Source organism: Rhodococcus sp. MEB032 (assembly GCF_030208925.1).
Taxonomy (GTDB): Bacteria; Actinomycetota; Actinomycetes; order Mycobacteriales; family Mycobacteriaceae; genus Rhodococcus_F; species Rhodococcus_F qingshengii.
The window spans coordinates 61,786-74,751 of sequence record NZ_JARVSY010000040.1 but is presented as its reverse complement, the minus strand read 5'-3'; the positions used below and the strand labels follow the sequence as shown (position 1 = coordinate 74,751).

Here is a 12,966-nt window from a genome sequence, read left to right as displayed (position 1 = left end):
TCCGTCGAAATCGCCTCGGACGGCGACTCTTCCGTTGAGGGTGGGGGAGATGCGCAGTTCGTTGCGGTCGGTGTCTTCGCTTGGTGGTGGGTCGTCGGATTCGAACATGTGCTCGAGGACGCTGATGGCGTAGCGCAGTTTGACGGTGGTTGCTTCGGTTCCGGATGCTGCGGCGAGGAGTGTGTCGCGGCAGTACGGTAGTGCGGCGTCGGGCATTGCCTTGGGTGGGGATTCGCAGAACGCCACGATCAGTGCTGCGTGCTCGAAAGTGAGGTCACCGGCATCGAATTGGTCTTCGATCTCGGGAAACGACCGTAGCGCTTTGCCCAGGGCTGCGATTCTTCTGCCGGTGGAGATCTGCAGCATGGTGTGGTTCGCGAGCCATTGTCCGGTGCCGCGGTAGCAGAGTACTTGTTCGTCCGGGTTCAACGTCAGGGTGTCGACAGCGGCCACTCGAATGGCTTCCAGGCGAAGGATTTCCGCTGACGCGGTGATGGCGATCTCGCGGACGTCGCTGGGGTGAAGCCGCCACAATCGTCCGCGCACACCCACGGCGGAGTTGTTGACCACGTCGGTGACAGTATCTTCGTCGGTGATGTTGATCGTCATGAGAACCCCCCGTTCCGCCTTCCATCATACTCGAACATACTTTCGAGTCAAGGGCTTTTTCGGGAAGGTGAGGTGGGCCCGGCCGTCGTGATTCTGTTGTTCGAGAGCAGATTCCGTCGCTAGAGCATCAGCGCCGGATCTGTAGTCAGTTCGATGTTCAGCCACGGTTCGTAGGGGAGATCGGCGAGGCTGGTGGCGAACGAGCGTCGTACTGCGTCTTCACCGTCGATGTCCCAGCTGTGTGGCGCGACCATGAACGTCGCTTCGACATACAGCTTGCGACCCACCTTGCTCATGGTGAGAGTCGGTTCGTCCAAACCGAATTCGTCGCGGACGACGGCGATGGCTTCGTGCACGCGGGCCTGAACGTTTTCGCCGGGAGCACCTTCGAGGAGTTCGATCAGTGCGGTTCGCAGAAGTGCGTACGGTTGCGGGACCAGCATCGCACAGCCGAGGAGGACCAAGACGGAGTCGACATATCGGTCGGCGTCGGAAAAATCGGTGCGGCCCAGGATCATTGCGACGACAGCACCGACCGCGACCAGCGCGCTGAAGGCAGCCGACGCTCCCCATTGCCTGGCTTCGGCGACGAGCAGATCAGATGTGCGGTCGACTTGTCCGACGTAGCGCCAGATGATGATCGACACCACTGCGCTGACAGCGCCGTATGCCACCAGAGACCCCGCGGTGACGTCGGCTCCGCCCGCGAGGATGACACGAACTGCCTCGACTGCGGCGTAGGCGAGCGTCGCCAGTAGTGCCATGCCCTGGACAGCGATGACGACCGGGATCAATGCCTCCTTTCCGAACGGGAAGCGTGCGGTGGGGCCCGAGTCGGCTATCCGCGAGACCCGCAGTGAGATCGCCGTCAACACCATTCCGATGAGGGCGTACACACCGTCGAGCAGGATCACCTGGGACTGCGAGATCCAGCCCCAGAATGCGGCGAGCACAGCCAACGCCGTTGCGACCACGAGCGAGTACCGCAGGGCCATGCGTTCGCGGGTAGCGCTGTCTTCCTTGGTGCCCATGAATTCCAAACCGCCTGTCCGTTTCGATATTCCTTCACGTAGGAATACCAGCAACGACGCGCAGGCACGGGATCAGTGGACCAATTGCGCTGCCAGATCGAGAAAGTCCTCGGCGTTGATGTCGAACTCGTCGGAGAAGGACACATCGGGATTGCCCCTGGCTCCGAATTCGAGTGGTCGAGCTATGAAGGCTGTGCGGAATCCGAGAGCTTTGCCGCCCGGATGTCGTATTTGTGACTGGCAACCATCATGATCTCGGCCGGGTCGTACCCGAGATATCGAGCAGCCAGGTGGTAGATCTTCGGATCTGGTTTGAAGACGCCGGCCATTTCGGCAGTGAAGACGGCATGCCATGGCAGATTTCCGTGCCGGGAGATGCTGACTGCGGCATTCACGTCGGCGTTGGACAAGGCAGCGATTGTGTACTGCTGGCGCAGGGTTGTCAGGCCGGCGACAGTGTCGGGCCACGGGTCCAGGAATTTCCAGGCGGTGGTGAGTTCTTCCTGTTCGGCATCGGAAAGTTCGATGCTCTCGCGGGCCAACAGCTTGCGCAGAGCCTCGCGGTACACCGAATGTACTGTCACCCATTCGCCTGTGGAGTCGTCGGCCTCGGAGGTGTTCGCGAAGTACTCAGCGCGCCAGAGATTGACGAATCTTGGCCAGTCCACGTCGGCGTCGGTGATTCGACGGGCCTCTCGGCACAGTGTGCTGTGAAAATCGGTCGCTGTGCCCTGGACGTCGAACAGCAGTGCTTTGATCTTCTCGCGCACTAGGCCTCCACTCCGAGATCACCTGACGGACTTCCTTCATTATTGCGGCTGCAGCGCCGGATTCGTGCTCGGTGAGCGCAAAGGCTCGACGCGTCGCAAAATAGACATCTATGGCCGACCGCGGATTTACCCCGACTCAGCTCGCCGCCCGAGCTGCCTACTTGCTGCGCGGAAACGACCTGGGCACGATGACCAGCGCTGCCCCGAAGCTGTATCCCCACATGTGGAGCTGGGACGCCGCGTTCGTGGCGGTAGGTCTGGCGCCGCTCAGCGTCGAACGGGCGGTAGTAGAGCTCGATACCTTGCTCTCGGCTCAGTGGAAGAACGGAATGATTCCGCACATCGTGTTCGCGAACGGTGTCGACGGCTACTTCCCCGGCCCGACGCGGTGGGATGTCAATGCGTTGGCAGAGCATGCTCCTTTGGGTACCGCTACATCGGGAATCACCCAACCCCCCGTTCACGCGATCGCGGTGCAGCGGATTCTCGATCATTCGCGTCGGCACGGACGTACGACGCGTGCGGTCGCGGAAGAGTTCCTCGACCGGCGCTGGAGCGATCTGGTTCGGTGGCACCGGTGGTTGGCGGAGGCCCGCGATCTCGACGGCAACGGCCGTATCGCGCTCTATCACGGGTGGGAATCTGGGATGGACAACTCTCCGCGGTGGGATCTGGCGTACGCGAATGTTGTTGCGGGACAAGTTCCTGCGTATCAGCGTGCTGATCTCGCTGTCGTGACGGACCTGTCTCAGCGGCCCACGGATAACGAATACGACCGCTACCTTTGGCTTCTCGAAGAGATGAAGGCCGTGCGGTACGAGGATTCTCAACTCGCCACTGCCATGAGTTTTGCCGTCGAGGACGTGTTTGTCAGTGCGGTTTTCTCGATGGCATGCGACGTCTTGGCAACTATCGGTGAGGAGCATTCGCGGCCGAACTCCGACGTCCGTGATCTGCGCGGTTGGGCAGATCGATTCCGGCAGGGCGTGATTGCCACCACCGATGAACGATCAGGTGCAGCAAAGGATTTCGATCTTCGCACCGGGCGATGGGTTCATACCGAGACCATCGCGATGTTTGCGCCGTTGCTGTGCGGCGGCCTGAGCCGCGATGCCGAGCGCGCTCTGTTGCGCACTTTCGAGGGGCCCAAATTCTGTGGTCACCCGGACATGCGGTTTGCTGTCCCACCGTCGACGTCTCCGGTTTCCGGCGATTTCCGTCCTCGGGAGTATTGGCGTGGCCCGGTGTGGCCGGTGATCACGTGGTTGTTCTCGTGGGCGTTCGCGCGTCGGGGGTGGGCCGAGAGATCGCACGTCTTACGTTCGGAGGGGTTGCGGCAGGCCAGCGATGGCAGTTTTGCCGAATACTACGAGCCTTTCACCGGTGAGCCGCTGGGCAGTATGCAACAGTCGTGGACCGCTGCGGCTGTTCTCGATTGGCTCGGTTGAGTGAACATTCCCTGAATTAGGGGACAAAACGGACTAGTCGACCTTAGTCTCGGGAAATGGTCGAGCGACGGATCGTCAGGACACTGGGCAAGCTCACCCCGATCGCGATGGCAGCTGCCATCGCGATCACGGCACCTGGCCTCGCCGCTGCCGACGCTCCCCGTGGCCCGGACGTCTCTTCGTGGCAACACGTGGACGGAACCGGAATCGACTGGTTCCAGGTCAAGGCGTCAGGGCACGAGTTCGCGATGGTCAAGGCCACCGAGTCGCTCAACTACGTCAATCCGTACTTCATCCAGGATTGCCTGGTCATGCGTGCTGCCGGCGTCTCGCGCGGGGCCTACCACTACGCAGACGTTCGCCAGTCCCCCGAAGCCCAGGCCGCCTTCTATTCGGCGATCGTCCTGGGTATCAACGGACCTGGTGACCTCCCGCCCGTTCTGGATCTCGAGGACGCGAAGGGACTGCCCGCCGGGCAGGTCATCGACTGGACTCATCGCTACTTGAATACAGTCCAGGCACTTACCGGGCGGCAGCCCATCATTTACACGTATCCCAACTTCTGGCGTACTCAGATGGCCAACACCACCGAGTTCAACCACTACCCGCTGTGGATCGCCGATTACAACGGGCAGAACGCACCGGGGCCGCTACCCGGCGGTTGGTCCAACTGGACTTTCTGGCAGTACACCAGCACCGGACGCATCCCCGGAATCACCGGAAACACAGATATCAACGTCTACAGCGGAGCCCAGGGCGATTTCGATCGCTACGCCAACAGTGTGGGGTTCGGCAGCAGCTAGGTTGCGGCGGGGCCTTTGGCTCCGTGGCGCCCGTTTCGGGCCCTTTCGCCCTCGAGGCATTTGTCGCGAGGCATGTGGAAGGGCCCTTTTCGACGCCCTTGCCTCGCTTGGCTGGTTAGTCCGGTTGTTGCTCGACAGTTACGAGAATTCTGCCGAACGGTAGCCACAGTCGCAGAATTTTCGACTAACTGAGCAGGATCAAAAGATAGCTGTGGCAGAAAATGAGCAGGACTGCTCTGCCTGAAAAGCTACAAAACGGACTTGAAGTTGGGTCTGAATTGAAGGCGGCCGCCCGGTTTCGGGCGAAGTTGGTGCCTCGCAATCCAATTATCGGAGCCTCGGGATGCTTCGTTACCGGCAGCCGTCGCTGAGTGTGGTCTGGATCAATTCGATCAATTTCGACGGGCTCGCACGCGTGATCGGACTCCATGCAGGACGGGGTTTCCGAACGTCGTTCGAGGGTCTGTGGCGCATCCAACAGGCCTTATCCATATTGGGCATTTGTCCAGATTCCGTATCTTCCTCGAGGTTGGTCGTCACCCGATCTGGTCAGCGGAAAGGGTGAATGTCATCGCGTTCGCCGCGGTGCCGTACTCCGGGGGCTGAATTGTCCGCTCGAACAACACTGTTCCTCGAAGCTTGTCCGATCTACGAACAAAAACGTCGATCGGTCTGCTTTGTCTGACTTTCGATGGGCAAGCTCCCGGTTATCTGTTATCTTGTTCCTGATAACTGGAAGGTTGCTCTCGATTTGCGCGGATTTCGGGGGCCAAGGTCCTGTTCAGGGCGGCTCTTCCAACACGCAGGTGTTTCCGAAGAGGAGCTCGAATGACAGGACCGGCAACAGCGTCCGGTGTGAGGTCGATCAGCCGAAAACAGGCGCATCGACCCGAACCAACCGATCAACCGGGAGTTCGCGCCAGCGCTCTCGCATCTCCGTCCATTGAACATCGATCAGGCACATCCTGGGGAGTAAGAAATGCCTAACGACATACCGCCGACAAGGTCGGCCTTATTCACCGCAGGGCTCCCGTCCTGGGTGCGAGCGTGGACGGTGGTGTGGACCGCCATCGCGATGATTCTCGGCCTCTCCGGCGCGACGGCAGTAGCTGCATCAGCGCAGCCGGCCGCAACGCTCGGCGGTCCCGTTCAGGCTCAGACGCCGGCTCGCGCTGCTGTCCTGCCGGACGAGCAACCGCCCACGGGCTGTGCGTTCAGTGCGCCCAATACCGGCAATCTCTCGCAGAACATCTGCTGGATCGATATGTCGACGTTCAACCAGGCTGCCGCAACCTCAGCAGCTGGACAGCCGATGACGGTCAAGCTGACGGATATCTACTCCATCAGCTTCAATGCCAAGCTGGTCAACTCGATCGACGGATCTACGACAAAGCCGCATACGGGCGTCACTGCGCGTCCCTTGCCTGCCGAGGCGAAATACTCGTCGCTCGGCACTGTCGCGTATACGGGTGTTCCCAACACAGTCAAGCCTGCTTTGTACCAAACGGTTCCGGACATGAACGGGTCGACGAGGGTCCAGTCCGGCGGAACAGTCAAGCTCGACAATATCGTGATGAATGGGCCCAACGGAGCCGTCAACAACTACGGGCTTGTTGTGGCGGATGCCGAATCGACGGACCCTGTTGCCGCAAACAACAAGGAATTCCTGTCGTTCCAGTCGGACAAGAGCTTCCGTCAGATCGATCGCACCATGGGTATACCCGGAACTGCCGGATGGCCGCCGATTCGGGCCTGCAACGGCACGGTCGGGGGTGCCGATGGACTGACCGGGTTGGGAACGAACTCGGTTCGGTGCGACTCGTGGTGGGACAACGATTTCAGCAAGAATTACTCACCTGGAGCGGTAGTACTGGCTGCGACAGCGCCGACTTCCTTCGCGGGCACTTTCGGAAACACCACGGATTCAACGTCCCGACAGGGTGTTGCGTTCGGCATCTTGTTGCCGAGGGTCAAGATCGACAAGGAACTTACGCGAGTCAGTCCTGGCGACGACTTCACCATCGGAACAAGCACCGGTACTTTCGCCGATGCAAATGCTGCGAGCGGACAGGTGCTCAAGACCACCGATACCGGAGCTACGGATACCACCGCGTCCACCGGTTGGCGGATGCTCCTCGCTGACACGACGCCTACCCCCGTCACGTTCTGGGAGAAGCCCACTACTTCGGCGACCAAGACCGCGAACTACGCGACGAAGTGGGACTGCCAGGTCAATGGTGTGGCCAAGAATCTTCAAGCTGGTGGAGTTGCGCAGACAGCATTAGCACCTGGTGACAACGCGTACTGCAAGATCATCAATACCCCGGTTCTCGTGAAGAAGTCGTCGTCACCACCTACCGGTGAGACGGTCAATATCGGCCAAACAATCACCTACACTCTGAATTTCGAGAATCCCGGCACTGCGCCGGCACCGATCGACTACACGGACTTCCTCGCCGACGTCATTGATGACGGAACGGTTGCGGTCGGTGCTGCTACCGGCGGACTCACCGCTGCATTGGATGGCGCCGACAAAATCAAAGTCGGCGGCACATTGCCAGCCGGCGGCAAAGGGACAGTCACCTACACCGTCACGGTCAAAGACGGTGGTAACAAAGTCCTGAACAACTACCTCGTTCCGGGGACAACAACTCCTCCCACAACATGCGATCCTGCAACCAATCTCTGCACGACGCATCCCATGCCCGGGTTCACAGTCGCGAAGACCGCTGTGCCCGCGACAGGTTCGACGGTTCAGGCCGGCGATACCATTACGTACACGGTCACCGGTGCTAACACCGGCAAGACGGCCCTGACTCCCGCGACGATCAAAGACGATCTGAGTGCGGTTCTCAACAATGCCGCCATCGTTCCGGGCTCGCTGAAGGCGACCGTCGACGGTGCTGCTGTCGCTGCTCCGACCCTGTCGGGCAGCATTTTGTCGTGGTCCGCCAATCTCCAGGCTGGTAAGTCTGTTGTTCTGACCTACCAGGTGAAGGTCAATGCCGGCGTTGCCGCGGGCACGGTTCTGAACAACAAGGTCACCGGTACTGCGAAGCCACCCACCGGTCCGGACATCACTCCTCCTACGGTGGAGACGAATCACTCGGTTCCCGGCTTCAAACTGGAGAAGACTGCTGATCCGATTTCCGGTTCGACGGTTCAGGCCGGCGAGTCGATCAAGTACACCGTCACCGGAACCAACACCGGTAAGACGAAGCTCGATCCGGTAAAGATCAACGATGATCTGGGTGCGGTTCTCAATAACGCCGCTGTCGTTCCCGGTTCGCTGAAGGCGGCCGTCGACGGTGCTCCTGCCGCTGATCCGACTCTGTCGGGCACCACCCTTTCGTGGACTGGTTTTCTCGAAGCCGGTAAGTCCGTCGTTCTCACCTATGAGGTGAAGGTCAACGACGGCGTTGCCGCGGGCACAGTCTTGAACAACAAGGTCACCGGTACTGCGAAGCCGCCGACCGGTCCGGAGATCACTCCTCCTCCGGTGGAAACGAATCACTCGGTTCCCGGTTTCACTGTCGCGAAGGCTGCCGATCCTGCGTCGGGTACCAATGTTGCTGCTGGTCAGACGATCACGTACACGGTGACGGGTGCGAACACGGGTAACACGACTCTTGATCCGGTGGTGTTGACCGATGATCTGTCGAAGGTTCTCGACAATGCGGCGTTGGTGGACGGTTCGCTCAAGGCAACTGTCGACGGTGTCGACGGGACTGCTCCGACCCTGTCGGGGACGACGCTCTCGTGGACTGGTGTGCTCGAGGCTGGTAAGTCGGTTGTTCTGACCTATCAGGTGAAGATCAACGATGGTGTTGTCGGCGGGGTTCTGATCAACAACAAGGTCACCGGTACTGCGAAGCCGCCGACGGGTCCGGAGATCACTCCTCCGCCGGTGACGACCGAGCATCCGGTGGTGTCTCCGAAGATTGCTGTGGTGAAGTCTTCTGATCCGGTGTCGGGTTCGAATGTTGTTGCCGGTCAGGACATCAAGTACACGCTTACGTTCACGAACACCGGTAACGGTGCGGGTGAGGTGGCGTACTTCGATGATTTGCGTCAGGTTGTGGACGAGGGTGCATTGAGTGGTTTGACTGCTGATGCTCCGTTGGTTGCGACGATGGTCGGCGGCGATGGTTTCTCGGTGACGGGAACCTTGGCGGCCGGTGAGAGCAAGTCGGTGACGTATTCGGTGAAGGTCAATGCCGATGTGGTCGGTGGGGTGTTCGTGAACAACTTCGTTGTTCCGGGTACGACTCCGCCGGTTGATCCTCCGGAGGTGTGTGATCCGGCGACGCAGCTGTGCACGACGCATCCGGTGGTCTCTCCGAAGATTGCTGTGGTGAAGTCTTCTGATCCGGTGTCGGGTTCGAATGTTGTTGCCGGTCAGGACATCAAGTACACGCTTACGTTCTCGAACACCGGTAACGGTGCGGGTGAGGTGGCGTACTTCGATGATTTGCGTCAGGTTGTGGACAAGGGTGCATTGAGTGGTTTGGCTGCTGATGCTCCGTTGGTTGCGACGATGGTCGGCGGCGATGGTTTCTCGGTGACGGGGACCTTGGCGGCCGGTGAAACGAAGACGGTGACGTATTCGGTGAAGGTCAATGCCGATGTGGTCGGTGGGGTGTTCGTGAACAACTTCGTTGTTCCGGGTACGACTCCGCCGGTTGATCCTCCGGAGGTGTGTGATCCGGCGACGCAGCTGTGCACGACGCATCCGGTGGTCTCTCCGAAGATCGCTGTGGTGAAGTCTTCTGATCCGGCCTCGGGTTCGAATGTTGTTGCCGGTCAGGACATCAAGTACACGCTTACGTTCTCGAACACCGGTAACGGTGCGGGTGAGGTCGCGTACTTCGATGATTTGCGTCAGGTTGTGGACAAGGGTGCATTGAGTGGTTTGACTGCTGATGCTCCGTTGGTTGCGACGATGGTCGGCGGCGATGGTTTCTCGGTGACGGGAACCTTGGCGGCCGGCGAAACGAAGACGGTGACGTATTCGGTGAAGGTCAATGCCGATGTGGTCGGTGGGGTGTTCGTGAACAACTTCGTTGTTCCGGGTACGACTCCGCCGGTTGATCCTCCGGAGGTGTGTGATCCGGCGACGCAGCTGTGCACGACGCATCCGGTGAAGGTTCCGGGGTTCACGGTCGCGAAGGCTTCCGATCCTGCGTCGGGTACCAATGTTGCTGCTGGTCAGACGATCACGTACACGGTGACCGGTTCCAACACGGGTAACACGACCCTTGATCCGGTGGTGTTGACCGATGATCTGTCGAAGGTTCTCGACAACGCGGCGTTGGTGGACGGTTCGCTCAAGGCAACGGTCGACGGTGTCGACGCGACTGCTCCGACCCTGTCGGGTACGACGTTGAGTTGGACGGGTGCACTCGAGGCCGGTAAGTCGGTTGTTCTGACCTATCAGGTGAAGATCAACGACGGTGTTGTCGGCGGCGTTCTGATCAACAACAAGGTCACCGGTACTGCGAAGCCGCCGACGGGTCCGGAGATCACTCCTCCGCCGGTGACGACCGAGAATCCGGTGAAGGTTCCGGGGTTCACGGTCGCGAAGGCTGCTGATCCGGTGTCGGGTACCAATGTCGCTGCGGGTCAGACGATCACGTACACCGTGACCGGTTCCAACACGGGTAACACGACCCTTGATCCGGTGGTGTTGACCGATGATCTGTCGAAGGTTCTCGACAACGCGGCGTTGGTGGACGGTTCGCTCAAGGCGACTGTCGACGGTGTCGACGGGACTGCTCCGACCCTGTCGGGTACGACGTTGAGTTGGACGGGTGCACTCGAGGCCGGTAAGTCGGTTGTTCTGACCTATCAGGTGAAGATCAACGACGGTGTTGTCGGCGGGGTTCTGATCAACAACAAGGTCACCGGTACTGCGAAGCCGCCGACGGGTCCGGAGATCACTCCTCCGCCGGTGACGACCGAGCATCCGGTGGTGTCTCCGAAGATTGCTGTGGTGAAGTCTTCTGATCCGGTGTCGGGTTCGAATGTTGTTGCCGGTCAGGACATCAAGTACACGCTCACGTTCTCGAACACCGGTAACGGTGCGGGTGAGGTCGCGTACTTCGATGATCTGCGTGGTCTGCTCGATGATGCTGATCTGGTTGCGGGCAGCTTGAGTGCTGATGCTCCGTTGACTGCTGCGATGGTCGGCACGGATGGTTTCTCGGTGACGGGATCCCTTGCGGCCGGTGAGAGCAAGACGGTGACGTACACCGTCACGGTCAAGGCTGATGCCGATCGCGTTGCGGCGAATGCCGACAACACGGTGCTCAACTTCGTTGTTCCGGGTACGACTCCGCCGGTTGATCCTCCGGAGGTGTGTGATCCGGCGACGCAGCTGTGCACGACGCATCCGGTTCAGGTTCCGGGGTTCACTGTCGCGAAGGCTGCCGATCCTGCGTCGGGTACCAATGTCGCTGCTGGTCAGACGATCACGTACACGGTGACCGGTTCTAACACGGGTAACACGACTCTCGATCCGGTGGTGTTGACCGATGATCTGTCGAAGGTTCTCGACAACGCGACGTTGGTGGACGGTTCGCTCAAAGCAACTGTCGACGGTGTCGACGGTGCTGCTCCGACCCTGTCGGGCACCACGCTCACCTGGACCGGTGCATTGGAAGCCGGTAAGTCGGTTGTCCTGACCTACCAGGTGAAGATCAACGATGGTGTCGCCGGCGGGGTTCTGATCAACAACAAGGTCACTGGTACTGCGAAGCCGCCGACGGGTCCGGAGATCACTCCTCCGCCGGTGACGACCGAACACCCGGTGAAGGTTCCGGGGTTCACGGTCGCGAAGGCTGCTGATCCGGTGTCGGGTACCAATGTTGCTGCGGGTCAGACGATCACGTATACGGTGACCGGTTCCAACACGGGTAACACGACCCTTGATCCGGTGGTGTTGACCGATGATCTGTCGAAGGTTCTCGACAACGCGACGTTGGTGGACGGTTCGCTGAAGGCGACTGTTGACGGTGTCGACGGTGCTGCTCCGACCCTGTCGGGCACCACGCTCACCTGGACCGGTGCATTGGAAGCCGGTAAGTCGGTTGTCCTGACCTACCAGGTGAAGATCAACGATGGTGTCGCCGGTGGCACGTTGATCAACAACAAGGTCACCGGTACTGCGAAGCCGCCGACCGGTCCGGAGATCACTCCTCCGCCCGTGACGACCGAACACCCGGTGGATGGCACACCCGCGATCGAGGTACTGAAGTCCTCTGTTCCGTCCACCACGAACCGTGTGGTTGGCGGCCAGGAGATCACGTACACGCTCACGTTCAAGAATGTGGGCACCGCGGATGGTGAGGTCAGCTTCTACGACGATCTCACCGACGTTCTCGACGATGCAGTAATGACGAAGGATCCGGCTACCACTTCCACGCTGGTTGTTTCGGGTGTCGTCGACAACGTCTTCACGGTCACCGGAAAGCTGGCCAAGGGCGAGACCGCGACAGTGACGTACACCGTCAAGGTCAATCCTGAGATCGGAACGTTGTCAGGTCCCGGATTCACTCCGGGTGTCCTGAACAACTACCTGGTGGTTGGTGGCGAGAACCCGCCAGTGGACTGTGTCCCGGGCGACGCTCTCTGCACCGAACACCCGATAGACCCGCCGGAGACCACCACTACGGTGCCGCCGACGACCACCACGACGCCGCCGGTCACGACGGAGCCCTGTGTTCCTCCGACGACGACCACGCGGATGGTTCCGACGACAACGGTTGCGACGACGACGGCTAGCGCGATCACTGCCGGTGACGCTGATGTGACCGGTACGGAGGAATCCACCACCGCGGAGGAGACCACCACAGAGGAGACCACGACAGAAGAAGTTGTCGCGGAAGAGATTGTGGATCCGTGTGGCGTGACGACAACGACGCCGCCGACGACAACGCCGCCGGTCACGACAGTTCCGCCGACCACGACGGTTCCGAACACGACGGTGCCGGTTACACCGACGATCATCATTCCCCCGATCGTCGTTGTGCCTCCGATCGTCGTACCGCCGACGGTTCCGGGTCAGCCGGTTCCGAGCACGGTTCCGGGACAGCCGAAGCCGCCGACAGCAAACCCGGGTCAGCCGGGTCAGCCGAAGCCGTCTGCTCCTCAGGGCGGGACGATCAACTCGGGTGGTGGCGCTGGTGAGAGTGGCGTGAACACCGGGTTGCTCGCAGCAGGTGGATTGGTTCTGCTGCTGGCGCTGGGAACGGGTGTTGTTCTCCTGACGCGTAAGCGTCGCGAGGACGGTGACAACTGATTCTCT

At 60.3% G+C, this 12,966-nt stretch carries 4 protein-coding genes and 2 pseudogenes; 3 read left to right on the top strand and 3 right to left on the bottom strand.

The genetic code is table 11. The features are described from left to right. The 3 genes and pseudogenes from QRN54_RS29465 to QRN54_RS29455 all read right to left on the bottom strand — a co-directional run. A pseudogene (locus tag QRN54_RS29465) lies at positions 1 to 609 on the bottom strand (HNH endonuclease); the annotation flags it as partial. 119 nt (positions 610 to 728) lie between these two features. Beyond that, positions 729 to 1,640 (bottom strand): cation efflux transmembrane domain-containing protein, encoded by a 912-nt coding sequence (locus tag QRN54_RS29460; RefSeq protein ID WP_042449892.1) that lies wholly within the window; start codon positions 1,638 to 1,640, stop codon positions 729 to 731. Between the two features lie 72 nt (positions 1,641 to 1,712). Further along, positions 1,713 to 2,410 (bottom strand): annotated as a pseudogene (locus QRN54_RS29455) (haloacid dehalogenase type II). 110 nt (positions 2,411 to 2,520) lie between these two features. Here QRN54_RS29455 and ggh point away from each other — a divergent pair. The 3 genes from ggh (at position 2,521) to QRN54_RS29440 (ending at position 12,960) form a co-directional block, all read left to right on the top strand. Next, entirely contained in the window at positions 2,521 to 3,858 is a 1,338-nt protein-coding gene (gene ggh / locus QRN54_RS29450) for a glucosylglycerate hydrolase (protein ID WP_064689015.1), read from the top strand. Between the two features lie 107 nt (positions 3,859 to 3,965). Beyond that, positions 3,966 to 4,661, top strand: a complete 696-nt coding sequence (locus QRN54_RS29445) for a glycoside hydrolase family 25 protein (RefSeq protein WP_370334015.1) — start codon at positions 3,966 to 3,968, stop codon at positions 4,659 to 4,661. Positions 4,662 to 5,640: 979 nt separating this feature from the next. Continuing rightward, positions 5,641 to 12,960: an isopeptide-forming domain-containing fimbrial protein gene (locus QRN54_RS29440; RefSeq protein WP_285183675.1), complete on the top strand. Its 7,320-nt coding sequence runs from the start codon at positions 5,641 to 5,643 to the stop codon at positions 12,958 to 12,960. Positions 12,961 to 12,966: the final 6 nt, after the last annotated feature.

What these genes read in the sequence shown, in the direction of transcription:
- QRN54_RS29460 (WP_042449892.1), bottom strand. Translation starts at nt 1,640, where the DNA reads ATGGGCACCAAGGAAGACAGCGCTACCCGCGAACGCATGGCCCTGCGG.
- ggh (WP_064689015.1), top strand. Translation starts at nt 2,521, where the DNA reads ATGGCCGACCGCGGATTTACCCCGACTCAGCTCGCCGCCCGAGCTGCC.
- QRN54_RS29445 (WP_370334015.1), top strand. Translation starts at nt 3,966, where the DNA reads ATGGCAGCTGCCATCGCGATCACGGCACCTGGCCTCGCCGCTGCCGAC.
- QRN54_RS29440 (WP_285183675.1), top strand. Translation starts at nt 5,641, where the DNA reads ATGCCTAACGACATACCGCCGACAAGGTCGGCCTTATTCACCGCAGGG.